We start from the raw sequence: 25,316 nt of genomic DNA, 5'->3' as shown, positions 1-25,316 counted from the left end.
GGATTGAAGACCCAATGACGCGCAAGGTTCATCTGATCACCACGGGCGGCACGATCGCCTCCCGGCGTGACGAAAGCACCGGCGACGTGGTTGCCGGCCTCGACGGACAGGCGCTGCGCGCCATGCTGCACGACCCCCTGCCCGGGATCGACATCGAGGTCGAGGAGTTCTGCAACCTCAACAGTTTCGCCATCGACCTGCCCATGGCCTTCGCCCTGGCCACCCGCATCAACGAGCTTCTGGCGCTGGAGGATTGCGAGGGTGTCGTCGTCACCCACGGCACCGACACCATGGAAGAGAGCGCCTATCTCGCCGACCTCCTGCTGGCCTCGGACAAGCCGGTGGTCTTCACCGGCGCCCAGCGCGCGGCCGACGAGCCCGATGCCGACGGCCCGCGCAACATCGCCGATTCCATCCGCCTCGCCGCAGCTCCCGCTGCGCGCGGCCTCGGCGCGATGATCTGTTTCGAGCAGGAATTCCACGCCGCCCGCGACGTCGCCAAGACGCATACTTCGCGCACAGATACCTTCATGTCCTGGGAACATGGCAAGCTCGGCGAGATCGACGCGGGCGCCATCTGCCTGCATCGCCGCCCGGCGCTGCGGCGCGCCTATGCTCCCAGCGCCATCGAACCCAATGTCACGCTGATCCGCCTCGCCATGGGCATGGATGGCGGCTATCTCAACTATGCCGCCGATCACGGCAGCAAGGCCATCGTGCTCGAAGGATTCGGACGTGGCAACACGCCGCCATCCGTGACCAAGGCGGTGGCTGACGTCATCAAGCGCGGCATTCCGGTGATCATCTGCTCGCGCTGCCCGCGCGGGCGTGTGCTGCCCGTCTATGGCAATGGCGGCGCCACCGATCTCCAGCGCGCCGGCGCCATCTTCGCCGGGGACCTCAGCGGCCACAAGGCACGACTTCTCGCTGCCGTGCTGCTCGGCCAAGGTCTCGACCACGACGCCTTGCGGGCAGAAATCGAATATCTGGGCGGGTAACGGTCCGCATCGCTTCAGCCGATCGTCGTCACCGCCGGATGCCGGGTCGCCGGCCTGTATCCTTTGGGATTGCTGCGAAGGCGGATCGGATCTCGGAAGGCAGGACTGAGGTCAGACTATAGCGTTTTGCGATTTGACGAAGTCACGATTTGACGAAGTCACTTGGACTCGCAAAGACGCGCTGAAGCAAAGAGTTGGAACAAACAAGCGTTCAGTCATGAACGCGTTTTGCTCCAGGGCGGTCATGGCGACCCTGTTGCGCCGCCATGACCGTAGAGTGGCTCAGGCAGCTGCGCTGAGGGTCACCATCGTTTCGGTGTTGATCGGCGGGTGGGGCACCAGGCTGGCCTTGCTCTCATCGGCCCACCTGGCCAATCTGACGATACGGACCTTGTCGAGATCGGTATCTCCGGCCTCTACCGGTTCCACCGTGCTGAGCCCCGCATTGGAAACGAAGAAGGTATGGTCCCCGAAGATAGAGATGAGTTCCTGCACGATCGGATTGGATTCGGGAATGACCCGGCCATCCATCTGGGTCAGAGCGCGTTCGATTCGCACCGATGTCAGCTTCATGGCGTCGTCCTTTCGGGTTGAGTGGCTTGTCTGTCGACGGAGTGACGTCACGGCTGTCCTGCTCACCGTCGGCATTGATCGCCTCCCGCCCCGCAGGCGGTTCGAAACGCGGCAAACACTCGGGCGGCCCCATGACCGGCCCGGCGTCCACGTCCTGGCGTCAGGAGCTTTGCCGAGGCGCATTCTTCTCGCGAAATCTGGCCATAGTCTGCCTCAAGCGTGACCATTGCATGAAAGAGCCGCCTCAGGCGGCGGCTTCCAGGGCTTCGAGCAATTCCTCTTCGCTGATCTGCCCCTCTGTGCGTGGCGCAACGACCACCTGCTTGCCCAAGAGGTGCTTGACCTTGTGGGCCACCGGCAAACAGTGCCCGTCCTCCCGGTGATAGACATGATAGCCCTCGCCGGGATTCACGCCGATATCGAGGGCACAACCCTGGCTGACGAAATGCCAGACGCCGTTGCCATCCACGATTCTGACCTTGCTCATCGAAATCTCCTCAAGTTCGAAAAGGGCGGCTACCGACAGATAGCGGACGGGCATCGGCCGCAAGCGTCCGGGGCAGACTGCCATTCCGTGCGTGGTGATCTCCAAAAGGCCCGTCGTCCGAACCAGTCGCCCCTGGGATGCCGGTTCTATATCGGGTGAATGGGGCCATTGTCCGGCGCTACCACGTCGACAGCTTGGTCATTCCGACGCCCCGCATGCTCCAGGCGCGTTCCAGCCATGCCAAGTGTGCTCGCACGCAAGATTCTATCCCGCTTTGCCGGGCCGTTAACGTTGTCGCAGAAGTTCTGCATGAATCTGCTATTGCGTGTGCGTTTTGGCACATCCTGCGCCGGTGATTCATTTCAGGTGGTGCGCAGGCACACAGCGGGTTGCCAGCCCGCCAGGGTGGTGCGATTCTGATTTCGGTGCACTGGAGCAGGCATATGAACCATCATTCTTCCCGTCAGCGTCTTGCTTGGGGCTTGTCCGGGGCCGTTGCGCTTTCGCTGGTGCTGGCCGCCTGCGGTCCGCGTTCCGGCGAAGCCGGCCGGCCAGACGTTTCCAACCAGCAGCCGGTCGTCACGGCGGACGGCACCCAGCAGTTCCCCGTGCCGCAGGCCGGCCGGGCAACCCTGGCCCACAAGCTGACCCAACTCGTTCCCGGCCGCATCACCGATGCGCGCATCTCCAACGGCTGGCGCACGCCGGCCGCGGCAAAAGTCCATCCCGACCAATATGCCGCTTGCGTCAGCGCCGACTCCGGCAGCGGCCAGCAGGTCTTCCTGATCGTCACCAATGGCTCGCATACGGGCGACGTGATCTCCGGCAGCAAGGCGGCCGAACGTTGCGCTGACGGCAATCGCGTCACGCAGTGGGCCACACTGCCGGAAGCCATGGGTCAGAGCTGACCGACGGCTCTCAAGCTTCATTCGGCACATCGAAAAATGGCGGCTCGAAGCCGCCATTTTGCATTTGAGGGTTTCAGCCCCTCAGAAGGCGCGATAGGTCAGGACCGTGCGCGTATTGGCGATACCGGGGATGGACTGCACCTTCTCACCGACGAAATGGCCGATATCGACATCGTCATTGACGTAGAATTTGGCGAGCACGTCGAAGTCGCCGGCGATCGAATAGATCTCCGAGGCGATTTCGGCTTCGGCCAGTGCGCTGGCGACCTCATAGGTGCGGCCGAGCTGGCATTTGATCTCCACGAAAAACGTCCGCATCGCCGATACTCCGAGACTGGAAACGAGTGTCCGCCCACAGGAAGGCCAACAAAGTTGCGGTGTCAATGCGGTTCGCGGCCCGTATACGCGATCAATGGTTTACATTCGGCTCGGATACCCCTATCGCCTGCCGTGAACAGAAGCGCTGGAGCGCTGTGCTGGGGCTTGCCGGCCGGAGCCATGGGCCGTCCGCCGTTCCCCCTGCCGAAGCGCTGCCTTGACAGGAGATCGACCCGGCATGTCCGCCCACTCGGAACCCGCCATCACAGCCGAACTCATCGCCCAGCACGGGCTGAAGCCGGATGAGTATCAGCGGATCCTGGAGTTGATCGGACGCGAGCCGACCTTCACCGAGCTCGGCATCTTCTCGGCGATGTGGAACGAGCATTGCTCCTACAAGTCCTCGCGCCTCCATCTGAAGAAGCTGCCCGTCACCGGCAAATGCGTGATCCAGGGCCCGGGCGAGAATGCCGGCGTGATCGACATCGGGGATGGCCTCGCCGCCGTCTTCAAGATGGAGAGCCACAACCACCCCTCCTATATCGAGCCCTATCAGGGTGCGACGACGGGCGTGGGCGGCATCCTGCGCGACGTTTTTACCATGGGCGCGCGCCCGATCGCCTGCATGAATGCGCTCTCCTTCGGTGCGCCCGATCATCCCAAGACCCAGCACCTCGTCTCCGGCGTGGTCGCCGGCGTCGGCGGTTACGGCAATTCCTTCGGTGTGCCGACGGTGGGCGGCCAGGTGCGCTTCCACACCCGCTATGACGGCAACATCCTGGTCAACGCCTTCGCCCTCGGCCTCGCCGAGCAGGACAAGATCTTCTACGCCAAGGCTACCGGCGTGGGGAATCCCATCGTCTATCTCGGCTCCAAGACCGGCCGCGACGGCATCCACGGCGCCACCATGGCTTCGGCCGAGTTCGACGACAAATCCGAGGAGAAGCGCCCCACCGTGCAGGTCGGCGACCCCTTCGCCGAGAAGCTCCTGCTCGAAGCCTGCCTGGAACTGATGGCGACCGACGCCATCATCGCCATCCAGGACATGGGCGCGGCCGGCCTCACCTGCTCGGCCGTGGAGATGGGCGCCAAGGGCGATCTCGGCATCGAGCTCCACCTCGACAAGGTGCCGGTGCGCGAGGCCGGCATGACCGCCTATGAGATGATGCTGTCTGAAAGCCAGGAGCGCATGCTCATGGTGCTCAAGCCCGGCAAGGAAGCCGAGGCCGAGGCGATCTTCCGCAAATGGGGCCTCGACTTCGCCGTGGTCGGCAAGACCACGGACGACCTGCGCTTCCGCATCTTCCACAATGGCGATCTGAAGGCGGACCTGCCGATCAAGGAACTGGGCGACGAGGCGCCGCTCTATGATCGCCCCCATGTCCCCTCGCCCAAGCAGCCCGTGCTCGAAGCCGGCTCGCTCAAGACCAATCTGTCGACGGGCGAGGCACTGCTCAGCCTGATCGGCTCGCCGGAACTGGCGTCCAAGCGCTGGGTCTACGAGCAATATGACACGCTGATCCTCGGCAATTCGATCCAGACGCCTGGCGGCGATGCTGCGGTCGTGCGCGTGCTCGACGGCCCCAAGGGACTGGCAATGACGTCGGACGTGACCCCGCGCTATTGCGAGGCCGATCCCGTCGAAGGCGGCAAGCAGGCCGTCGCCGAGGCCTGGCGCAACATTTCCGCCGTGGGCGGCCTGCCGCTCGCCGTGACCGACAACCTCAATTTCGGCAATCCCGAGCGCCCCGACATCATGGGCCAGTTCGTCGGCTGCCTCGACGGTATCGGGCAGGCCTGCCGCGCCCTCGATTTCCCCATCGTCTCCGGCAATGTCTCGCTCTACAACGAGACCAACGGCCGCGGCATCCTGCCGACCCCGACCATCGGCGGCGTCGGTCTCGTCGACGACGTGGCCGTGACGGCTTCGATCGCCTTCAAGGCCGAGGGCGAGACCGTCATGCTGGTCGGCGGCCCCGGCACCTGGCTCGGCCAGTCCATCTGGCTCGCCGAGATCCTGAAGCGTGAGGAAGGTGCACCGCCGCCGGTCGACCTCACCGTCGAGAAGCGCCATGGCGACTTCATCCGCGGCCAGATCCGCGCCGGAAATCTCAAGACCTGTCACGACGTCTCCGATGGCGGCCTCGCCGTCGCCGTCGCGGAAATGGCCTTGGGGCGTGGCATCGGTGCCGACCTGTCACAGGCGCCGCAGGGCGGCGAACCGCATGCCTTCTGGTATGGCGAAGATCAAGCCCGCTACGTCGTCGCCCTGGCCGCCGACAAGGCCGAGGCCTTCGCCAAGGCCGCAACCGAAGCCGGCGTGCCGGTCACCACGCTGGGCACAACCGGCGGCAATGCCTTGATCCTGCCCGAAGGCCGGCCCATCCTGGTTTCGGCGCTGAGCGAGCGTCACGAATCGTTCCTGCCGACCTTGATGGGCTCAGCGCGCCAAGCTGCCTGACAAGTCGCCTGAAGAGGACCCAATTCCAATGCCGATGCCGGCCGCCGACATTGAAGCGATGATCAAGGAAAGCTTCCCCGATGCGAAGATCGAAATTCGCGATCTCGCTGGGGATGGCGATCACTACGCCGCGACGGTGATTTCCGAAGCGTTCCGGGGCAAATCCCGCGTGCAGCAGCACCAGATGGTCTATGCGGCGCTCAAGGGCAAGATGGGCGGCGTGCTGCACGCGCTTGCGCTCTCCACGAGTGCCCCCTGATCGATAAATTATGTTAGGTTGAGCCCTGACATTGGGCGCGAGTGTGCTTACATACTTGGCATTATCCGCGTCAGATCCAGCATTACCAAGATCGAGATTGAGCCATGAGCGACATCGCCACCTTCATCGAAAACGAGATCAAGTCCAATGACGTCGTGCTCTTCATGAAGGGCAACAAGGCGTTCCCGATGTGCGGGTTCTCCGGGCAAGTCGTGCAGATTCTCGATTATCTCGGAGTCGACTACAAGGACCATGACGTGCTGCAGAATCCCGATCTGCGCAGCGGCATCAAGGACTTTTCGAACTGGCCGACCGTGCCGCAGCTCTACGTCAAGGGCGAGTTCGTCGGCGGCTGCGACATCGCCCGCGAAATGTTCCAGTCGGGTGAGCTGGTAACCTTCCTGCAGGAAAAGAACATTTCGGTAAAGGCGCCGGCCAAGGCCTGATCGCCGCCGCAACAGCAAGCTTGCCGCGATACCAAGCCAGGCTTTCAAAGCCTGGCTTTTTCTTTGGGCAGGGCCAGATCGGGAGAGACCCATGAGCAAATTGCTGATCGTCGGAACCGTGCGCCTGCCGGCCGCCAACCTGGCCGCGGCGCGCCCAGCCATGAAACGCATGGTGGAGAGCAGCCGTGCCGAGGAGGGCTGCGAGGAATATTCCTACGCCGAGGACGTGCTCGATGCCGGTCTCATCCATGTGAAGGAGATCTGGCGTGATGCAGTTGCCCTTGACCGCCATTTCGCCTCGCGGCACATCGCAGAGTGGCGGGCGAGCTGGCCCGCACTCGGCATCGGCGAACGCAATCTGCACTGTTACGAGATCGGCACGCCCCGCCCGACATGAGGCGAGATAGGGGCTGGTCTCCAGACCAGCCCCTATGTTACCGGCCCTTCATTACGTTGACGATCACCACGCCGAGGATCGCCAGCGCGCCGCCCAGCATGCCGACGGGCGTCGGCACCTCGCCGAGCCAGAGGAAGCCGATCAGCGTGGCCGTGGGCGGCACGCCATAAAGGAAGTTGGAAGCCCGCGCCGCCGAAAGCCGCTTGAGGGCGATGGCCCAGGTGACATAGCCGATGGCGGTGGGAAAGATCACGAGATAGGCGACCGCCCAGTTGACCTCGGCCGGGGCGACCGCCATGGCGCGGAGCGTGGTGGGCACCGCCGGCAGCAACGGCAAGGCGCCGATGAACAGGATCCAGGCCGTGATCGCCAGGGCCGGGAACCGCCCGAGCAGCGGCTTCTGCAGCACGCTGGCAATGGCGGCGCACACCGCAGCCCCGAAGATCATCAGCGCATTGGGATCGAGCTTGAAGCCCGTATCCGTCGCCACGGCGATCAGCGCGACGCCGGCGAAAGAGGTGGCGGTACCCACCCAGCCCCAGCGCCCGAAACGCTCGCCGAGCGCGAAGATCGCAATCAGGGCGGTGAGCACCGGCATGGTGTTGATGATGAAGCTGGCAGGGCCGGCCGGCACGGTCTGCTCGCCGGTGTTGAGCAGCACGGCATAGACGGCAATGAACAACACGGCAGCAATGGCTAGGCGCAGGAAGTCCCGCGGCAGCGGCATGGGCGGACGCACAGCCACCAGATAGGCCAGACCGATGGCCCCCGCCGCGACATAGCGCGCTGCGGCAAGCTCCATCGGCGTCAGGGCCGTCAGGCAGACGCGGATCAGCGCGAAGGACGAGGCCCAGGAGAGAATGGTCACCAGAATGGCGCCGAAGGCGACCGCGTCGAATCCGCTCTTCTTTTTGGTTGCCTCGGCTTCACAGGCCACGCTGCTCATTATCGTCTCCCGACTCTCAGTGACCTCCGTGACCTATCTCCGTTTGCCGTGCTTGAAAAGCACCTCAATCAATGATCTTGTGTGTCCATGGTTCACAGCTCGCCCAGCCTTCCGCCGCTCGACACGCTCGAAACCTTCGCGCGCGCGGCACGCCTCGGCTCCTTCTCGGCTGCGGCTGAGGAGAGCGGCGTCACCCATGGCGCGGTCTCCCGTCAGGTGTCGCGCCTGGAGCGCTGGATGGGCGTACGCCTGTTCGAACGCAAGGCCCGCGGTGTCAACCTGACGCCGGAGGGCATGCGCTTCTTCGCCCGGACAGAGGAGGCCCTGGCACTGCTCGGCAATAGTGGCGAGCGCTGGTCGCCCCGCCGCGCCAAGGCGGTGGTACGCCTGTCGGTGACGCCCTCGGTCGCCTCGCTCTGGCTGTTTCCCCGCCTTGCCCGTTTGGAAGGCAGCGACATCCATCTTGAACTGGTCCTCGAACATCGCTTGGCGGATCTCGGCGAAGGCAGCGATCTGGCGATACGCTGCGGCAAGGGACCTTGGGCCGGCGTGCGTGGCGTGCAGCTCTGGCGGGAGGAGGCCTTTCCGATCGCCTCCCCGGCCCTCGCCGAACGCCTGCGGCACGGCAAGGACGCGCAGGCTCTGCTCGAACTGCCGATCCTGCACGATTCCAATATCGAGGGATGGCGGCGCTGGCTGTCGCCGGAAGGCGTGGATTATGTGCCGCGTGGCCAGGACCGCCGCTTCGAGGACTATAATCTGGTCATCGATGCCTGCTGCCAGGGGCTGGGCATCGCGCTGGCGCGCCCGCCTCTTTCCAGCGCCGCCCTGGCGGACGGACGCCTGGTGCCGGTTTCAGACCGAACGATCGATTACCACGTGGCTTTTCATCTGATCCGCTCGGACGAGGCCCTGCGGGCCCCCGCCGCGGAGCTTGCCGGACGCCTTCTGCGCGAGGCGGGCCACGACGAGGCTGATATCGCAGCCTTTACCGCTCCGGGGCGGAAGGGCTGAGCGAGCCGCCCCGCTCAGTTCTCCTGCTCGCCGAAATGCCGGCGCCAGATCGGCGCGATGACAGGCCGCTGCGCCACGGTCTCGGCGATGCGGGTCAGCTTCGGGCATTCCCTGGCGCGCCATTCATTGCCGATCGCCCAATTGCTGATGGCGGCGATGGCGAGATCGATGGCCGAAAAGCCCGACAACAGGAAGCTGCCTTCGGCGCTGGCCGCCTGCTCCACCAATTGCCAGCGTTCGCGGATGCGCTGGCGCACACGCGAACGCATTGCGGTCTCATGCGTCTCGGGCGGAGCAAATCGCAAGGGATAGTCGTAGAGTTCGATGAGAGGATAGATCTCGGCCGCCACATGGATCAGCCAGCGCAGGGCATGGCGGCGGTCCGGGGCATCAAGAGCCGGCATCAATCGCGCTTCGGGATGTTCTTCGCTCAAAGCCAGCAGAATGGCAGCCGACTGTACGATCGTGGTTCCGTCGTTGAAGCGCAGCGCCGGGATCTTACCCAATGGATTGATCGCAAGATATTGAGCGTTGTGCTGCTCGTCCTTGGTCAGATCGATATCGATCAGGTGAACGTCCTGCCCCGCCTCGGCCAAAGCGGCCTCGACCATGAAAGAGCCGGAATCCGGTTCGCCCCAAAGCGTGTAAACCATACAGACCTCTTAGCATCGACCGGCTGCAGGCCGGTCACCTCCCGACATTTTGCGGCGATCGCGAAAGACCGCCCCAACCTCTTACTTATTGGTTATGTGCAGCCCCTGCCGCTGTTCTTGCTTGTTTCGCCGGCTCGTCAGATCCGACCATAAGCGACTGAGCCGGCGTGTCGCATGATCTTTTTGCAATACGGCCATCCCGATTTGCGGACCTTCCAGAGTGCGCAGTCAGACCGGCCAAGAAAAAGGGCCGCCAAAATGGCGGCCCTCATGTAGTCTTTCAACTCGTATTCGCTTAGCGCGAATAGAATTCGACGACCAGGTTCGGTTCCATCTGGACCGGATAAGGCACGTCCTGCAGCGTGGGAACGCGGACATACTTGGCGGTCAGCTTGGAATGATCGACTTCGATGTAGTCGGGAACGTCGCGCTCGCCTGAAGCAACGGCCTCGAGCACCAGCACGAGCTGCTTGGAGGCTTCCTTGACCTCGACGACATCGCCCGGCCTGACCTTGTAGGAGGGGATGTTGACGCGGCGGCCGTTGACCTTGACGTGGCCGTGGCTGACGAACTGGCGAGCAGCGAACACGGTCGGCACGAACTTGGAGCGATACACCACCGCATCCAGGCGCTGCTCGAGCAGGCCGATGAGGTTGGCGGAGCTGTCGCCCTTCAGGCGGCGAGCTTCTTCATAGATCTTGCGGAACTGCTTTTCCGAGATCGAGCCGTAATAGCCCTTCAGCTTCTGCTTGGCGCGGAGCTGGGTGCCGAAGTCGGACATCTTGCCCTTGCGGCGCTGGCCGTGCTGGCCCGGACCGTACTCGCGGCGATTGACGGGGCTCTTCGGGCGACCCCAGATATTCTCGCCAAGGCGGCGATCGATCTTGTACTTAGCGTTATGGCGCTTCGACATTCGCGTCCTCTATGGTTTGCGAAGTTTATGAGGAACGCGCCCTCCTCTCCCGGAACCCGGGCGACAGACAGCCGGAGAACCGGCCGTCACGGGAGCGTAAAACATCACGCGGGACCCGAAGGCCCCGCGTGTGGCGTTCGCTTAGTCGAAAGATCGCCGCATGTCAATTCCAAGACAGGATCCGCTTGCCTGTATCCGGGGCAATCGGGTGAACGAAAAATAGCGTCATCCCGTGCGTGATGCAGCACGAAATGCTGCGTCGCAGACACGGGACCATCTCGATGATGCATCAAAGTCGGCTCACGGTCCCGGATCTTCACCGCATCATTGCGTGCTGCGGTGCAGATCCGGGATGACCCCAACCTTTTCACCCGATTGCCCTGTCCCTGTATCCTGGGCAACTCGACAGTAGCATGGCGGGTGACTAGCTTGAGCAAACTCGGCCCATGTGAGTCTTCATTGATGAAAACCCTTTTTCTCTCCGCTGCATTTCTGGCGGCCTCGTTGAGCTTTGCCAGTGCAGCACCGCTCGAAACCTATACGGCCCGCCTCTCCAGCGCCGATCATTTCAACACGAATGGCGAAAGATTGACCTCCGTCGCCGCGATCATCCGGCAGGACCGCGCCAATTTCTATCTGGGCTATCATCGCGACAGGGAAGACGAACCCGACCGCTTCTTCTCCAGCAAGGAAAACCGCGCGCGGCTGGAGAGCATGCTCAATCGCGGCCGCATCAGTGCCTCTGCGGCGGAGGCCGTCATCAACGGATCGCCGCTGATCAATGTCGAGATCTACGAGGATTTCATCGCAGTAACCGTCGAATAGACCGGACGCGGAGCGATGAGGCGGCTCCCCATCCTCGCACTCCTCATCGCCTGCATCATCGGCCCGTCCTCCCCGGCACGGGCCGAACCCGGCCGACATTGGCAGACCGCCCCGGCCGAAAACGGCTGGACCGACGAAATCGCCAAGGCTGTCACCGCCTTTGCTGCGACCCACCACCCGACTGCCCTGGCCGTGATCCGGGACGACCATATCATCGCCAGCGCCGGCGACCTCAGCCGGCGCGTCAACGTCGCCTCGGTGCGCAAAAGCCTCCTCAGCGCGCTCTACGGCATTGCCGTCGGTGAGGGCAAGATCTCGCTTGGCGACAGCCTGGAAAAGCTCGGTATCGACGATACCTCGCCAGCCCTGACCGCCGCCGAAAAGCAGGCTGATATCCGCGACCTCTTGATGGCCCGATCCGGTGTCTACCATCCTGCCGCCTATGAGACCGCGGACATCCGCAATAAGCGCCCGGCACGCGGAAGCCATCCGCACGGTACGTTCTGGTTCTACAACAATTGGGACTTCAACGTCCTCGGTACGATCTATCGCCAAGCGGGTGGCGAAGACATCTTCACGAGTTTCGACAAGCGCATCGCCCGCCCGATCGGCATGGAGGACTTTTCGGCCCGTGACGGGCGCTACGTTCTGTCGCCCCAGTCGCACCATCCGGCCTATCCCTTCCGCATGAGCGCAAGGGACCTTGCGCGCTTCGGCCTGCTCTTCCTCAACCAGGGCCGCTGGAACGGCCGCCAGATCGTCCCCGCCGACTGGGTTCGCCGGTCCACCGCCGCCTATTCTCCCGTGCCCAAGCGCAAGAGTGCCTACGGCTATCTATGGTGGTCCCTGCCTTCCGAGAACTGGGGCGAAGGCGCGGCCATGGCAGCAGGCTATGGCGGGCAATTCCTTGCCTATATTCCGACAAAACGCCTCGTCATGGTGCAGACCGTCGATCCGGCGCAGAATCCGGCCGGCATCCATATGAAGGATTTCATGGTGCTGATGCAGCAGATCGCCACGGCCGCTCCCTGAGCGATGCCTGCCGCCACGCTCTCGCAGAATCGTACCATATCCTTCGGTCTGCCGGCGGCGCTGCTGCTGCATGCCATCGCCCTTGCCCTGCTGTTCCTGCTTCCTCGGCCCGCTCCGCTGGAACAGCCTCCAGAAAACAGCATCGAGGTCGAATTCGTCGCGGAAATACCAAAGCCGGCGGCGCCAGCGCCGCAGCCTCCTGCGCTGCCGGCCAGACCGCAGGCGCAGGCCCCCTCGGCGGAGAGCGTTCCGCAGGAAGGAGCGCCCCCTCCCAGGCCGAGCGAAGCCCTGCCACCGCCACCGCCACCGCCACCGGCGATGATCGAGGCCCGGAAGATCTTGTCCGACCTCGCTTTGGCAGGACCACGCAACCGGCAAGCCCGGAAGATGCTGCCCCTTCTCGGCCGTGACGAGCGCATGGAGCAATTGTGCAACATCGAGGCGATGGCCCAGTTGCGGGCCTGGAACCATGATCTCGAGCCCGACCTCACGATCGCCTATGCACGGGCGGAAACGAGGGTGGGAGATGCCGGCATCACGGCCGACGGCGCTGCTTTCCGGAGCCGGAAGCAGTGGTTCGCCTTGAAATATCGCTGCGACCTCACTGCGGACCTTGCCAGGGTCTCAGCGTTCGCATTCCAGGCCGGTGCAACCATACCCAGGAAGGACTGGGAACGTTTCAACCTGCCCGCGAGCGACAAGCCGGACGACTGAAGCCGATGCAAAACGGCTTGCAATACCGCCCCTCGGAGCCGCCCCCTGCCCCATGGTTCGGGGCTATGTCTCGTCATGCCGCAGTGCGTCGGCGCGTTCATAGGTTTGCGCCGAGATCGGCGCCAATCCCGAACCGTCCAGCATGGCGTTGATGACCGCCTGCGCATGATCGAGCGCGCTGCCGACGACATAGTCGCCATCGAGCCAGGCGGGCAGTTCATTGAGCACATTGGTGAGGCAGGCCAGAAGCAGGGCTTCGTTGTCGGTCAGGCTGCTCCTGATGCGCTTGAATTCGGCCGCCACGATGGTTGGGTGCTCGTCATGGGACAAGGGTTGAAAGGTCATGGCGAACATCCCGACATCGTCGATGCCCGGCGGTCCATCGGCATCATGCCATGATGGCCCTTCACCGGAGATTTGAGAGGAAGAGGTTCCAATGCCGCCCGCAATCTCAGGCCAATATGTTGACCGCCCGGGCGGCCACGAGGGCGACCGTCAGGAGCGAAATCATCGCCTCGGCGAGCATCAACAGCTTGGCCCTCGGGGTCAGCGGCATCGTGTCCGTCGGGGAGAATGCCGTGGCATTGGTGAAGGCCAGGAACAGATAGTCCACGAAGCCCGGCAGCCAGTCACGCAGATGCGGATCGTTCAAGGTCATCTGCGGAAACAGGAAATCGGAGCGGGCACGCTCGACCAGGCCGCAGGTCGGCGGTCCACCGCGATCCGTGCTCCAGAACCACAGGGTGAAGACGATGATGTTGGTCACCCAGATGTTGAGCGCATCGATCAGCAGGGTCGTGCCGTTGCCGGCGTGGCCTTCGATCAAGGCCCGCACCAGCAGAAACAAGGCGCCGCAATTCATGAAGCTGATGACGGCCGTCAGGATGAGGGCCGTCCGGCGGATCAGGATGCGAAAGCGATTGACCGCCTGCCAGTGGTGATCGGCCACCGCATTGCGGATACCGGCCTGCGTCCATGCCGTGGCGATCGACAGCGGGATCAGCAATATCAGCTCGACGGCCGGGGCTAGCCAGCGAGGACCGAAGGAAAGCTGGTTGATCACCAGCAATTGCAGGCACACGATGACCAGAACGGCGCCGCGCGCCAGCCAGAAATCGAGCGCCCGATGTCGAAAGACGATATGGCGTTCACGCATGGGAACCTCGGGGGGAACAGGCTCGATTGGAGAGCGAAAATCAGACATAGGCGAAGGCGGCGGCCACCAGGCCCAGCGCTCCGAGCGCCAGGGAGCACAGCCAGGGCCAGCGCCTGCCGCGGGTGATGATCGAGAGCGTCGCCACCGCGATGGCGACATGCAGCAGCGTTACCGCCAGGGTGAGGACATGGTGGCGATGGGCCCGTACCTCGCTGTCGCGCAACTTGGCGTCGACATGGCCTTCGATCTCGACGGCCTGGGTCTGAATCGCCTTGGCGTCGTCGTCGTTGTGCTTGGCCTTGGCAAGAAAGTCGTCCTTGCTCGGCCCCCCGCCCGCGGCCGCGATCTCATAGGCGTTCTTCTTGATGCTCTTGGCCTGATAGAAGGCCCACTGATCGCTGGCCCTGTTCTGCAGATAGGCTGCCTCGCTCTTGTCGTTGATGGCCTCGGCGGTCTCCAGCGACTCGAAACTGCCGATGGTGGCGGCCAGTACGGCGAGGACGGCAATCGTGACCGATACCGTGATCAGGAAGGGATTGCCCTCATGGGCCGCATGTTCGGCATGTTCGGCGTGCTCGAGATGTTCCTGCGTCGTGTCTTCCATCGCTCCATCCATCGACATTCAACAGTCGCTGGAGCGCCTCGTCGCAAGGAGCGTGCCATGAGGTCAATCGGCTGAAGAGCCCGGCCTTTGGTCACCTCCGGTTCTCAGCCGCGACAGGAGCGCCTGCACGCCATGGAGGAAACTACAAAAAGCGTAAGGGGCCGCCGGGCCGGGATCGGCCTCGCCAACGGAAAAGGGCATGCGACACTTCAAGGTCGCATGCCCTTTCTACGGCGCCGGCTCCGGCGCATTGCTCTCGGATCGAGGCTAGGCTCGCTTCAGCAATCGCAGTGCAAGAAGCAGGATGACGGCCCCAACGACCGCGAAGACGATTTCATTCACGATCGCACTCCCGACATGAATGGGAATGTGGGGCTGCAAGAAGCCACCGATGAACGAGCCGACCACGCCGACGATGAGATCGCCAATGAGGCCGAAACCGCCCCCGCTGACGAGCATGCCGGCAAGCCAGCCGGCGATGACTCCTACGATCAGGAACGTGAGCAGATGCATGGCACACCTCCGACGATGAGGTTAAGCCTCAACCAGCCTTGCCCCCGCTCTTCATGCAGGACTGACGGAACTTCTTGCGATCCTTGCCATGGAGCCCCTTGGCATCAGCCTGAGCGGAACAGGCCTGCGATGCCGCCGATTGCGGGGCCTTTGTCTTGGCTTTTGCGGGAGCGGTCGTCGCGGCGGGGGGCGTGGAAGGCGCAGGCGTTGCGGTCTGCGCAAGAGCACCGGTCGCGACAAATCCCGCGACGACGACGGAGGCCAACAGCGTGCTGATCTTCATGATGAGCGTTTCCAGGTTGAGCCCCCAACCCAACCGCAGGTTGCCACCGTTCCCACACCAACACAATGACGTTGCGATACATCCCAAAGTATAGGGTGGAGCACCAGGGCGCATCGTTTTAAGCGAAAACCGGCGTCCGTTTTCGGCGCGATGTCTAATGCCAGCGCGGCGGCATGGCCTCGACGGCGATGGCCGGCAGGCCGCGGGCGGCAAGCACCGCCTTGAGGTCGTCGGTCAGTCCCGCGCCGCCGGTGAACACGGCCAGGCCGTCTTCCACCACCGTGCGCGCCGGAATCGAGCCAGCGAGATCGGCAGCGCGACGCGCGATGGCCGGGGCGGGATCGAGCCAGGTAACCGGCCAGGGCGCCACCCGCTTCATCGCTTCCAGCACCAGGGGATAATGCGTACAGGCCAGCACCACCACGTCAGTCCGCTTGCCGTCGCGATCGACGAAACAGGGTGCGATCTCGCGGGCAATCGCAGCATCCTCGACGGGCTGGCCACGCAAGACGGCTTCCGCCAGGCTGGCCAGTCCCACCGCGCCGACGAGTTCCACCTCGATCGTGGCGGCGAAGGAACGGATCAGCTCACGCGTATAGTCGCGTTTGACGGTGCCCGGCGTCGCCAGGATCGCCACCCGCCCTGTCTGCGTCAACGCAGCGGCGGGCTTGATCGCGGGCACGGTGCCGACGAAAGGCACCGCGAAGCGCTGGCGCAGCACGGGCAGGACGACGGTGGAGATCGTGTTGCAGGCAATGACTACCTGGGACGGCTGGTAACGCGGGATCAGCCGCTCCATCACCTCGACGACGCGCTCGACCACGACGCCTTCGGCAAGGCGGCCATAGGGAAAAACGGCGTCGTCGGCGGCATAGACGAAGCGCGCGCCGGAAAGCGTCGCTCGCAATTCTGAAAATACGGTGAGGCCGCCAAGGCCGGAATCAAAGACAAGGACAGTTGGAGCGCGGTCAGACATGACCGCAGCTCCATAAACCGTGCCAGCCAGAAGGTCGACCCTGTGGGGCAAACTAGTTTGCCCGAGAAGGCTAGCCTTCATGGGACGCTCTTCGGAATGATCGATGCCATCCGGAATCAATCGCTGCATATTGGTTGCCCGTACGCACTACCCAACCGGGCGCACGCCTATTCAAACCCAGATGAGTGAATGAAGCGTTGCGATCGTGATCTTTTTTTGATCCCAAAGCGGCACGCGCGATAATTTCCTCACAGGACATCAGCCGGCAGCAATTCCTCACCCCAGCTTGCAAAGGGAAAACGCGCCAAGTTCGAATTGCCGTAGCGCCGGTCGCCCGTCACTTCCTCGCCGACCCAGTCAGGCAATGGAACGGGCTGGTCCTCGTGCTCAAGCTCGACTTCGGCCAGCACCAGCCCGTGATTGGGGCCGGTGAAGACGTCGACGGCCCAGCGCAATCCAGCATGGTCGACGTCGTGGCGCGTCTTGGTGACCAAAGGCTCGATCGAAAAACGCCGGATGATCTCGGCGGCGTCGGATTGCGGGATCTCATATTCGAACTCATGACGGCTGCGCGTGCCCGGTTCGCTCTTGAGCGTGATGAAGCCCTTGTCGCCATAGATGCGGATGCGTGCCCGCAACAGAGGCGTGCGGCAGAAATAGCCCTGCCGGATGACGGCGGAGCCTCGAACCTGCGGGCGCCAATCGTCGTTGCGGACGAGGAATTTGCGTTCGATCTCGACAGCCATGCAACACCCATTCCGATGGAAATGGGCGCAGCCTAGCGAGGGCCTGCGACAGGTGTTCCGCGCTCGCCCCGGTTCAATCGCGCTTGATTCGCGTGCCGTTCCGGCTGCCGACGAGCGAGGCCACCGCACCACGCAGGGTCTGGACGTCCTGCTCGGTCATCGCCAGCCGGTGCCAGATGTTGCGGAAATTGCGCACCATCACCTCACGCTTTTCGGGCGGATAGAAGAAGGAGACGGCGTCGAGTTCCCCTTCCAGATAGTCGAAGAAGGCCAGCATGTGCTCGCGCGTCGCCGGCGGCGAGCTGCGGGTGGGTGCGATCGGCGCTCCGCCGCCCGAGACCAGTTTCCACCATTCATAGCCGACCAGCAGCACCGCCTGGGCGAGATTGATCGACTTGAAGGCCGGGCTGACCGGGAAGGAGATGATGGCATCGGCCAGGGCGACGTCGTCGTTGGAAAGCCCCATGCGCTCGGGCCCGAACAGGATGCCGCTGCGGGCGCCCTCTCCCGCCAGGGCCAGCATTCTGCCGGCCCCTTCGTCGGCGGCGAAGATATCCTTCATCTGGCCGCGCTCGCGCGCCGTGGTGGCGAAGACGTAATTGAGATCGGCGATGGCCTCTTCGGTCGTCTCGAACAGCTTGGCATTGTCCAGCACGGCCGAGGCGCCAGAGGAAGCCTGACGCGCGCCCTTTTTCGGCCAGCCGTCGCGCGGGGAGACCAGGCGCATCTCGCTGAGGCCGAAATTCATCATCGCGCGGGCGCACATTCCGATATTCTCGGCGAGCTGGGGGCGGACCAGGATCACGGCGGGAGGCGTCACGGCAGTGCTCGCATTCGACTGAGACATCACGAAAAAGGCCCGAAAACAGGAAAAGTCCGGGCTGCATAGACCATTCGGCGGATAAAGACAGCTTCTTTGCAAGCCCCCGAACCGGGACGGTCCATGTTCCCGCGGATACACGCCGCCGATCGGTGGCCGAGCCAATGTGCCCGAACGCACCGCCGGGCCGGATCTGCGTCGCTAGGATGCCTTCATCAACAAGGGCAGGAAGCCCGGCTTAAAGGACCACGATTATGCGCAAGATCTTTCTGACCCTCGCTTTCGCTGCCACGGCCTTCACCGCCGCCACCGCTTCGTCCTTCGCCGATGATTGCGACAATGGCTATGCGAGCGGCTACAATTATCCCACCTACTCCAATTCCTATCGCGTAACCCAGACCTATAGCCGCACGACCTATTACGATTGCCGGACGGTGAGCTATCGCGTCTGGGACGATTATGCGCAGAGCTACATCTATCGCACCCGCGAAGTGTGCAACTGACCGCAGCCTCCCGGTCCCCCTCAATCCCAGACGATCTGCCGACACTCCCGTGAGCGCTGCTCCGGGAGTGTTTTGCCGTGCCGATCCTGCCCTCTCGGCAACCGTGGCATGGCCCAGGGCTGCGGCATAAATCAGTTGCCGAAGCCGGAAGCAGGTGGCAGTTTCAGGAGGTCATCGAGCGCCAAGTCGTCGAGATCGTCGCATCGAGGTCACCCGTTGCCGGAAAGACACGCCCCCTGACCATCCCCGTCCTGCAATTCGCGGAGCACTCAGCGCCGGCCCATGTGTCGGCGTGAGCGCCTTTTGTTGCCCTGATTCCGACCGACCAAGGAAGCCAGCGTATGAGCGCCACACCTCCCACCATCATCTACACGCTGACCGATGAAGCCCCGGCTTTGGCAACGGCCGCCTTCCTGCCCATCGTCCGCACCTTCGCGGCGCCCGCCGGCATCGACGTCACCACCAGCGACATCTCGGTTGCCGGTCGCATCCTCGGCGAATTTCCGGAATTCCTGACCGATGCGCAGCGCGTTCCCGACAATCTCGCGGAGCTCGGCCGGTTGACGCTGCTGCCCGACACCAACATCATCAAGTTGCCCAATATCAGTGCCTCGGTAGCGCAGTTGACGGCCGCGATCCGGGAATTGCAGGCCAAGGGCTACAACATCCCGGACTATCCCGAGAACCCGAAATCGGACGAGGAAAAGGCGATCCGCGCCCGCTACGCCAAATGTATCGGCAGCGCCGTGAACCCGGTGCTGCGCGAGGGCAATTCGGATCGCCGCGCGCCGCTGGCGGTGAAGAACTACGCGCGCAAGAACCCGCACAGCATGGCCGAATGGAGCCAGGCCTCGCGCACGCATGTCTCCCACATGCATGATGGCGACTTCTACCATGGCGAGAAGTCGATGACGCTCGACAAGGCGCGCGACGTGAAGATGGAGCTGATCACCACCAGCGGCAAGACCATCGTCCTCAAGCCCAAAGTCTCGCTGCAGGACGGCGAGATCATCGATTCCATGTTCATGAGCAAGAAGGCGCTGCTGGATTTCTACGAGAAGCAGATCGAGGACGCGCACAAGACCGGGGTGATGTTCTCGCTCCATGTGAAGGCCACGATGATGAAGGTATCGCACCCCATCGTGTTCGGCCATTGCGTGAAGATCTTCTACCGCGATGCCTTCGCCAAGCATGGCAAGCTGTTCGACGAGCTCGGCGTCAACGTCAACAACGGCATGGTCGACCTCTACAACAAGATCGCAACCCTGCCGCAAAGCCTGCAGGACGAGATCAAGCGCGACCTGCATGCCTGCCACGAGCACCGGCCGGAACTGGCGATGGTCGACTCGGCCAAGGGAATCACCAATTTCCACTCGCCCAACGACATCATCGTGGACGCCTCCATGCCCGCCATGATCCGCAATGGCGGCAAGATGTGGGGTGCCGACGGCCGGCTGAAGGACGTCAAGGCCGTGATGCCGGAAAGCACTTTCGCCCGCATCTACCAGGAGATGATCAATTTCTGTAAATGGCATGGTGCCTTCGATCCACGCACCATGGGCACCGTGCCGAATGTCGGGCTGATGGCGCAGCAGGCCGAGGAATATGGCTCGCACGACAAGACCTTCGAGGTCCCCGAGGACGGCGTGGCCAACATCACCGATCTCGCGACCGGCGAGGTGCTGCTGAGCGAAACAGTCGAGCAGGGGGACATCTGGCGCATGTGCCAGGTCAAGGACGCCGCCGTTCGCGACTGGGTCAAGCTCGCGGTCACGCGCGCCCGCAATTCCGGCATGCCCGCTCTGTTCTGGCTGGACCCCTATCGCCCGCACGAGGCGCAGCTGATCGCCAAAGTGAAGGCCTATCTCGCCGAGCACGACACCACCGGCCTCGACATCCAGATCATGAGCCAGGTGCGCGCCATGCGCTACACGCTGGAGCGCGTGATCCGCGGCCTGGATACGATTTCCGTCACCGGCAACATCCTGCGCGATTATCTCACCGATCTCTTCCCCATCATGGAACTCGGCACCTCGGCCAAGATGCTGTCCATCGTGCCCCTGATGGCCGGCGGCGGCATGTATGAAACGGGCGCCGGCGGCTCGGCGCCCAAACACGTGCAGCAATTGGTGGAGGAAAACCATCTGCGCTGGGATTCGCTGGGCGAGTTCCTGGCGCTGGCGGTCTCGCTCGAGGATCTCGGCATCAAGACGGGCAATGCCAAGGCCAAGCTGCTCGCCAAGACGTTGGACTCCGCCACCGGCAAGCTCCTGGACAACAGGAAGTCCCCCTCGCCCCGCACCGGCGAATTGGACAATCGCGGCAGCCAATTCTATCTGGCCCTGTACTGGGCCCAGGAACTTGCCGCCCAGACGGAGGACCCGGCCCTGCAGGCGCAGTTCAAGCCGCTGGCCGAGGCGCTGGCGCGCGACGAGGCCAAGATCCTGGCCGAGCTCGCAGCCGTGCAAGGCAAGCCCGCGGATATCGGCGGCTATTATCTGCCCGACCGGCAGAAATGCGAGGCGGTGATGCGGCCGAGCGCCACCCTCAACGCCGTGCTGGCGCAAGCGGGAGCAGCATAGAGCCGAGTTTAGCCCAACCGACAGTTGCGCTTGCATGAAGGAAGGCGGGACATGCGGAGTGTCGGCCGGAGGCTGACACTCCCACTCCCGCTTAATACAAATGTGGTGCTGGCAGTGTGCCCATGCCGGTACGGCCCCCACTGGGGCGGCATTGCACCGTCATAGGCACTCAAGCCCTGCGCGTTCCTCGCTCGCGGTCCCGGCCGGCCGGCATTGCCCTGGCCAAATCCGGTTGCATGGCTATGCTCCCGCCACCACTTCCAGCAGGACAAGCCCCATGAGCGATGAACTCGTCTTCTATACCAATCCGATGTCGCGCGGCCGCATTGCCCGCTGGATGCTCGAGGAAACCGGCCAGCCCTATCGCACCGAGATCCTCGACTTCGGCACCAGCATGAAATCGGCCGACTATCTCGCCCTCAATCCGATGGGCAAGGTACCCGCGATTGCACATCGCGGCGTGGTCGTCACCGAGGGCGGCGCCGTCTGCGCCTATCTCGCCGATGCCTTTCCGCAGGCCGAACTGGCGCCCCCACCAGGCTCCCCGCAGCGCGGCCTCTATTATCGCTGGATGTTCTTCGCGGCCGGCCCGGTCGAGGCGGCAGTGACCAACAAGGCGTTGAACATCGAGATCCCCGACGAGCGCAAGCGCATGGTCGGCTATGGCTGCTATGCCGACGTGATCGACGCGCTCGACTATGCCGTCTCCCAGAACGAGTTCATCGCCGGCGATCGCTTCTCGGCGGCGGACGTCTATTTCGGCTCGCAGGTCGGCTGGGGCCTGATGTTCAAGACGATCGAACCGCGCCCGGCCCTCGCCGCCTATTGGCAGCGAATCGCCGGCCGTCCTGCCGCCATCCGGGCTCGCGAGATCGACGACAAGCTGGTCGCTGAGGCCAAGCAGGCGCAGTCCCCCCAATAATCGCCCGTTTTCTGCCCGGCAAAAACAACAGGCGCCATCGCCGGCCGAACTTCCCCCAGCCGGATCGCGGTGCTATAGCCCCGCCGATATTTCCCAATCAATGAGGCTTGTACGATGGCGAAGATCAAGGTGGCCAATCCGGTCGTCGATATGGACGGCGACGAGATGACCCGGATCATCTGGCAGCAGATCAAGGACAAGCTGATCTTCCCCTATCTCGACCTCCAGCTCGACTATTACGACCTCAGCATCGAGAACCGGGACAAGACCCGCGACAGGGTCACCGTCGAGGCGGCCGAGGCCACCAAGCGCCATGGCGTGGCCGTGAAATGCGCCACCATCACGCCGGACGAGGCCCGCGTGAAGGAGTTCAATCTCCAGGAGATGTGGAAGTCGCCCAACGGCACCATCCGCAACATCCTCGGCGGCGTGATCTTCCGCGAGCCCATCATCTGCCGCAACGTGCCGCGCCTGGTACCGGGCTGGACTCAGCCCATCGTCGTCGGCCGCCATGCCTTCGGCGACCAGTATCGCGCCACCGACTTCCGTTTCCCCGGCAAGGGTACGCTGACCATCAAATTCGTCGGCGAGGACGGCTCGGTGATCGAGAAGGAAGTCTTCAAGTCGCCGGGCGATGGCGTGGCGCTCGCCATGTACAACCTCGACGAATCGATCCGCGAGTTTGCGCGCGCCTCGTTCAATTACGGCCTGCAGCGCAATTTCCCGGTCTACCTGTCGACCAAGAACACCATTCTCAAGGTCTATGACGGGCGCTTCAAGGACATCTTCGCCGAAGTCTTCGCCAATGAATTCAAGGCCGAGTTCGACAAGCGCAAGCTGACCTATGAGCACCGCCTGATCGACGACATGGTCGCTTCCGCGCTGAAATGGTCGGGCGGCTATGTCTGGGCCTGCAAGAACTATGACGGCGACGTGCAGTCCGACATCGTGGCCCAGGGCTTCGGCTCGCTCGGGCTGATGACCTCCGTGCTGCTCAGCCCCGACGGCAAGACGGTGGAAGCCGAAGCTGCCCACGGCACGGTGACGCGCCACTACCGCGAACACCAGAAGGGCAAGGAGACCTCGACCAACTCCATCGCCTCGATCTTCGCCTGGACGCGGGGCCTTGCCCATCGCGCCAAGCTCGACGACAATGCCGAGCTCGCCAAATTCGCCGCCACGCTGGAGAAGGTCTGCGTCTCAACCGTCGAGACCGGCTTCATGACCAAGGACCTGGCCCTGCTGGTCGGTCCCGACCAGAGCTGGCTGTCGACCACCGGCTTCCTCGACAAGATCGACGAGAACCTCAAGAAGGCCATGGCCTGACGCTGGAGCGCGGGCTTCTCAGCGACAGGCTTGCGTGTCGCGATGCCCGCTCTTCCTCTACTTCATCCGCCGTCCCCCTGTTCCCAGATGCGGACAAGATGTCCGCGCTCCGAAAAGGTTCGCTCCATGTCCGTCATCGACGCCCGCATTGCCGAACTCGGCATCACCCTGCCCACCCCGGCCGCTCCTGTCGCCAACTATGTCGGCACGGTGCGCACCGGCAATCATCTCGTGATCTCCGGTCAGCTCTGCTTCAACAATGAGGGCAAGCTGGCCGCTACCGGCAAGCTGGGTACCGGTACGGTCACCGTCGAGGACGCCCGTGTCGCCGCCCGTTACTGCGCCATCAACATCCTGGCGCAGATCAAGGCTGCCGTCGGCTCGCTCGACAATGTGGTGCGCGTGGTCCGCCTCGGCGGCTTCATTGCCGCAGCGCCGGAATTCACCACCCATCCGATGGTGATGAACGGCGCCTCCGACCTGATGGTCGAGGTCTTCGGCGACAAGGGACGCCATGCCCGTTCCACCGTGGGCGTGCCCTCCCTTCCCCTCGATGCCACCGTCGAGGTCGAGGCGCTGATCGAAGTGGCCTGAGATCGTGCATAGGGGGCGCGGCAACGGAACTCGGGCCGCGCCTCTTGCATTCGACGCGAATAGGCCCAGATTCCCCGGACAGGTATCCGTTGAGGGAATGCAAGCTTGAGCGACCAGGGCTTTACGATCAAGGCAGCTTCCTCGATCGAGGCCATCGGCCGCCAGGCCTGGGATCGCTGCGCCAATCCGCTCGTCGCCGCGCCCCAGGATTGCCTTTCCGGGCGCCGCCCGGGCGCCGAGGATGAAGCAGCCGCTCCCGATCCCTCGGCCGAGCACTTCAATCCCTTCATTTCCTACGATTTCCTGCACGCTCTCGAGGCGAGCGGCTGTGTCGGGGGACGTTCCGGCTGGACGCCTCTCCATCTGTTCGTCACCCATGACGACGACCGGGTCGCCGGCGTCATGCCCGCCTATGGCAAGAGCCACAGCCAGGGCGAGTATGTATTCGATTGGGGCTGGGCCGATGCCTATGAGCGGGCTGGCGGGCAATATTACCCCAAGCTCCAGGTGAGCATCCCCTTCACGCCGGCGACGGGCCGGCGTTTCCTGGTCGCGCCGGGCGAGGATCCGGCCCTCGTTTCATCCGCACTGGTGAGGGGTGCCAAGGCTGCCCTGTCATCCATCGGCGGCTCCTCGATCCACGCCACCTTCATCGGCCATGACGATTGGCAATGGCTCGGTGGCCAGGGCTTCCTGCAGCGCACCGACCAGCAGTTTCACTGGCTCAACGAAGGCTATGGCGATTTCGAGGCCTTTCTGGCTTCCCTCGCCTCCCGCAAGCGCAAGACCATCAAGCGCGAGCGCCGCGATGCGCTCGCGAACGGCATCACCATCGAGAGGCTGACCGGGGCCGATATCACCAAGGAGGCCTGGGACGCCTTCTACGCCTTCTACATGGATACAGGCTCGCGCAAATGGGGCCGCCCCTACCTCAATCGCAAATTCTACGCCCTCATCGGCGAAACCATGGCCGAGCATGTCCTGCTGGTGATGGCGCGGCGTGAGGGCCGCTACATCGCCGGGGCCATCAACTTCATCGGCTCCGATACGCTTTACGGCCGGAACTGGGGCTGCATCGAGGACCACCCCTTCCTGCATTTCGAGGTGTGCTATCATCAGGCCATCGAGTTTGCCATCGAACGCCGCCTCCGGCGCGTGGAAGCCGGAGCCCAGGGCGAACACAAGCTGGCACGTGGCTACCGGCCCGTGACAACCTATTCCGCCCACTATATTGCCGATCCTGGTTTTCGCCGGGCGGTCGACGACTATCTCGCGCATGAGCGCGCCGAGGTCGCGGCCCACCACGAAGCTCTCGACGAGGCAACGCCCTTCAGGAAAGGATAGCGG

30 protein-coding genes are annotated in these 25,316 nt (G+C 63.5%); 16 read left to right on the top strand and 14 right to left on the bottom strand.

Going from position 1 to position 25,316, the window contains the following annotated elements:
• The first annotated feature begins 14 nt into the window (after positions 1-14).
• Positions 15-998: an asparaginase gene (locus ACIGJE_RS14525; protein WP_311938770.1), complete on the top strand. Its 984-nt coding sequence runs from the start codon at positions 15-17 to the stop codon at positions 996-998.
• 282 nt (positions 999-1,280) lie between these two features.
• On the opposite strand, the gene ACIGJE_RS14520 is transcribed toward ACIGJE_RS14525, so the two are convergent.
• Both ACIGJE_RS14520 and ACIGJE_RS14515 read right to left on the bottom strand, forming a co-directional pair.
• The gene (locus ACIGJE_RS14520) at positions 1,281-1,571 is read right to left on the bottom strand and encodes a hypothetical protein (protein WP_068294959.1); all 291 of its coding nucleotides are present in this window, start codon (positions 1,569-1,571) and stop codon (positions 1,281-1,283) included.
• A 244-nt stretch (positions 1,572-1,815) separates the two neighbouring features.
• Positions 1,816-2,058: a hypothetical protein gene (locus ACIGJE_RS14515; RefSeq protein WP_156771708.1), complete on the bottom strand. Its 243-nt coding sequence runs from the start codon at positions 2,056-2,058 to the stop codon at positions 1,816-1,818.
• A 443-nt stretch (positions 2,059-2,501) separates the two neighbouring features.
• On the opposite strand from ACIGJE_RS14515, the gene ACIGJE_RS14510 reads away from it, so the two are divergent.
• Positions 2,502-2,966, top strand: a complete 465-nt coding sequence (locus ACIGJE_RS14510; protein ID WP_311938765.1) for a hypothetical protein — start codon at positions 2,502-2,504, stop codon at positions 2,964-2,966.
• Positions 2,967-3,047: 81 nt separating this feature from the next.
• On the opposite strand, the gene ACIGJE_RS14505 is transcribed toward ACIGJE_RS14510, so the two are convergent.
• Complete coding sequence (locus tag ACIGJE_RS14505; RefSeq protein ID WP_068294951.1) at positions 3,048-3,284, bottom strand: Lrp/AsnC ligand binding domain-containing protein; 237 nt, start codon at positions 3,282-3,284, stop codon at positions 3,048-3,050.
• Positions 3,285-3,522: 238 nt separating this feature from the next.
• On the opposite strand from ACIGJE_RS14505, the gene purL reads away from it, so the two are divergent.
• From purL to ACIGJE_RS14485, 4 genes are all read left to right on the top strand, one after another.
• Positions 3,523-5,745 (top strand): phosphoribosylformylglycinamidine synthase subunit PurL, encoded by a 2,223-nt coding sequence (purL, locus tag ACIGJE_RS14500; RefSeq protein WP_311938763.1) that lies wholly within the window; start codon positions 3,523-3,525, stop codon positions 5,743-5,745.
• Between the two features lie 28 nt (positions 5,746-5,773).
• On the top strand, positions 5,774-6,004 hold the full coding sequence (locus ACIGJE_RS14495) for a BolA/IbaG family iron-sulfur metabolism protein (RefSeq protein WP_105862715.1): 231 nt from the start codon (positions 5,774-5,776) through the stop codon (positions 6,002-6,004).
• Positions 6,005-6,108: 104 nt separating this feature from the next.
• On the top strand, positions 6,109-6,450 hold the full coding sequence (gene grxD, locus ACIGJE_RS14490) for a Grx4 family monothiol glutaredoxin (protein WP_311938761.1): 342 nt from the start codon (positions 6,109-6,111) through the stop codon (positions 6,448-6,450).
• Between the two features lie 91 nt (positions 6,451-6,541).
• A complete protein-coding gene (locus tag ACIGJE_RS14485; RefSeq protein ID WP_311938759.1) occupies positions 6,542-6,847 on the top strand; it encodes a putative quinol monooxygenase in 306 nt (101 codons plus the stop codon).
• Between the two features lie 37 nt (positions 6,848-6,884).
• Here the strand turns inward: ACIGJE_RS14485 and ACIGJE_RS14480 are convergent, their stop codons facing one another.
• Positions 6,885-7,793, bottom strand: a complete 909-nt coding sequence (locus ACIGJE_RS14480) for a DMT family transporter (RefSeq protein ID WP_311938757.1) — start codon at positions 7,791-7,793, stop codon at positions 6,885-6,887.
• 87 nt (positions 7,794-7,880) lie between these two features.
• On the opposite strand from ACIGJE_RS14480, the gene ACIGJE_RS14475 reads away from it, so the two are divergent.
• A complete protein-coding gene (locus ACIGJE_RS14475) occupies positions 7,881-8,807 on the top strand; it encodes a LysR family transcriptional regulator (RefSeq protein ID WP_440726032.1) in 927 nt (308 codons plus the stop codon).
• Between the two features lie 14 nt (positions 8,808-8,821).
• On the opposite strand, the gene ACIGJE_RS14470 is transcribed toward ACIGJE_RS14475, so the two are convergent.
• Together ACIGJE_RS14470 and rpsD are read right to left on the bottom strand one after the other, a co-directional pair.
• A complete protein-coding gene (locus tag ACIGJE_RS14470; protein WP_311938753.1) occupies positions 8,822-9,460 on the bottom strand; it encodes a glutathione S-transferase family protein in 639 nt (212 codons plus the stop codon).
• Positions 9,461-9,755: 295 nt separating this feature from the next.
• Positions 9,756-10,373 (bottom strand): 30S ribosomal protein S4, encoded by a 618-nt coding sequence (gene rpsD, locus ACIGJE_RS14465; protein WP_068294931.1) that lies wholly within the window; start codon positions 10,371-10,373, stop codon positions 9,756-9,758.
• A 462-nt stretch (positions 10,374-10,835) separates the two neighbouring features.
• Here rpsD and ACIGJE_RS14460 point away from each other — a divergent pair, with 462 nt between their 5' ends.
• From ACIGJE_RS14460 to ACIGJE_RS14450, 3 genes are read left to right on the top strand one after another with little or no spacing between them, the layout of a single operon-like run.
• A complete protein-coding gene (locus ACIGJE_RS14460) occupies positions 10,836-11,198 on the top strand; it encodes a hypothetical protein (RefSeq protein ID WP_367626962.1) in 363 nt (120 codons plus the stop codon).
• Positions 11,199-11,213: 15 nt separating this feature from the next.
• Complete coding sequence (locus ACIGJE_RS14455) at positions 11,214-12,230, top strand: serine hydrolase domain-containing protein (RefSeq protein WP_311938748.1); 1,017 nt, start codon at positions 11,214-11,216, stop codon at positions 12,228-12,230.
• Positions 12,231-12,233: 3 nt separating this feature from the next.
• On the top strand, positions 12,234-12,944 hold the full coding sequence (locus ACIGJE_RS14450) for a DUF930 domain-containing protein (RefSeq protein WP_311938745.1): 711 nt from the start codon (positions 12,234-12,236) through the stop codon (positions 12,942-12,944).
• A gap of 63 nt (positions 12,945-13,007) precedes the next feature.
• Here the strand turns inward: ACIGJE_RS14450 and ACIGJE_RS14445 are convergent, their stop codons facing one another.
• From ACIGJE_RS14445 to ACIGJE_RS14410, 8 genes are all read right to left on the bottom strand, one after another.
• A complete protein-coding gene (locus ACIGJE_RS14445) occupies positions 13,008-13,289 on the bottom strand; it encodes a hypothetical protein (RefSeq protein ID WP_311938743.1) in 282 nt (93 codons plus the stop codon).
• Between the two features lie 106 nt (positions 13,290-13,395).
• Entirely contained in the window at positions 13,396-14,100 is a 705-nt protein-coding gene (locus ACIGJE_RS14440) for a hypothetical protein (RefSeq protein WP_311938741.1), read from the bottom strand.
• A gap of 40 nt (positions 14,101-14,140) precedes the next feature.
• Positions 14,141-14,704, bottom strand: a complete 564-nt coding sequence (locus tag ACIGJE_RS14435; protein WP_311938740.1) for a DUF4337 family protein — start codon at positions 14,702-14,704, stop codon at positions 14,141-14,143.
• 267 nt (positions 14,705-14,971) lie between these two features.
• Positions 14,972-15,217 carry a GlsB/YeaQ/YmgE family stress response membrane protein gene (locus ACIGJE_RS14430; RefSeq protein ID WP_311938738.1) on the bottom strand — a complete coding sequence of 82 codons (246 nt, stop codon included), beginning with the start codon at positions 15,215-15,217 and terminating at the stop codon, positions 14,972-14,974.
• Between the two features lie 28 nt (positions 15,218-15,245).
• Positions 15,246-15,500, bottom strand: coding sequence for a PsiF family protein (locus ACIGJE_RS14425; RefSeq protein WP_068294909.1), 255 nt, complete (start codon positions 15,498-15,500; stop codon positions 15,246-15,248).
• Positions 15,501-15,654: 154 nt separating this feature from the next.
• Positions 15,655-16,476 carry a glutamate racemase gene (gene murI / locus ACIGJE_RS14420; protein ID WP_311938736.1) on the bottom strand — a complete coding sequence of 274 codons (822 nt, stop codon included), beginning with the start codon at positions 16,474-16,476 and terminating at the stop codon, positions 15,655-15,657.
• A gap of 248 nt (positions 16,477-16,724) precedes the next feature.
• Positions 16,725-17,222 (bottom strand): CYTH domain-containing protein, encoded by a 498-nt coding sequence (locus ACIGJE_RS14415; protein ID WP_415085692.1) that lies wholly within the window; start codon positions 17,220-17,222, stop codon positions 16,725-16,727.
• A 73-nt stretch (positions 17,223-17,295) separates the two neighbouring features.
• Positions 17,296-18,042, bottom strand: a complete 747-nt coding sequence (locus tag ACIGJE_RS14410; RefSeq protein ID WP_367626970.1) for an RNA methyltransferase — start codon at positions 18,040-18,042, stop codon at positions 17,296-17,298.
• Between the two features lie 254 nt (positions 18,043-18,296).
• Here ACIGJE_RS14410 and ACIGJE_RS14405 point away from each other — a divergent pair, with 254 nt between their 5' ends.
• The 6 genes from ACIGJE_RS14405 (at position 18,297) to ACIGJE_RS14380 (ending at position 25,313) form a co-directional block, all read left to right on the top strand.
• Positions 18,297-18,545 carry a hypothetical protein gene (locus ACIGJE_RS14405; protein WP_068294903.1) on the top strand — a complete coding sequence of 83 codons (249 nt, stop codon included), beginning with the start codon at positions 18,297-18,299 and terminating at the stop codon, positions 18,543-18,545.
• Between the two features lie 341 nt (positions 18,546-18,886).
• Positions 18,887-21,127, top strand: coding sequence for an NADP-dependent isocitrate dehydrogenase (locus ACIGJE_RS14400; protein ID WP_367626972.1), 2,241 nt, complete (start codon positions 18,887-18,889; stop codon positions 21,125-21,127).
• A 277-nt stretch (positions 21,128-21,404) separates the two neighbouring features.
• Positions 21,405-22,049 (top strand): glutathione S-transferase family protein, encoded by a 645-nt coding sequence (locus ACIGJE_RS14395; RefSeq protein WP_483677780.1) that lies wholly within the window; start codon positions 21,405-21,407, stop codon positions 22,047-22,049.
• Positions 22,050-22,163: 114 nt separating this feature from the next.
• On the top strand, positions 22,164-23,375 hold the full coding sequence (locus tag ACIGJE_RS14390) for an NADP-dependent isocitrate dehydrogenase (protein WP_367626974.1): 1,212 nt from the start codon (positions 22,164-22,166) through the stop codon (positions 23,373-23,375).
• Positions 23,376-23,501: 126 nt separating this feature from the next.
• Entirely contained in the window at positions 23,502-23,969 is a 468-nt protein-coding gene (locus ACIGJE_RS14385) for a RidA family protein (protein ID WP_415087167.1), read from the top strand.
• 105 nt (positions 23,970-24,074) lie between these two features.
• On the top strand, positions 24,075-25,313 hold the full coding sequence (locus ACIGJE_RS14380) for a GNAT family N-acetyltransferase (RefSeq protein ID WP_415087165.1): 1,239 nt from the start codon (positions 24,075-24,077) through the stop codon (positions 25,311-25,313).
• Positions 25,314-25,316 lie beyond the last annotated feature (3 nt).

The sequence above is a fragment of the Labrys sp. E2SS-1L genome (genome assembly GCF_057073705.1).
Note: the sequence above shows the minus strand (reverse complement) of the source record. Positions and strands in the feature narration are given on the sequence as shown.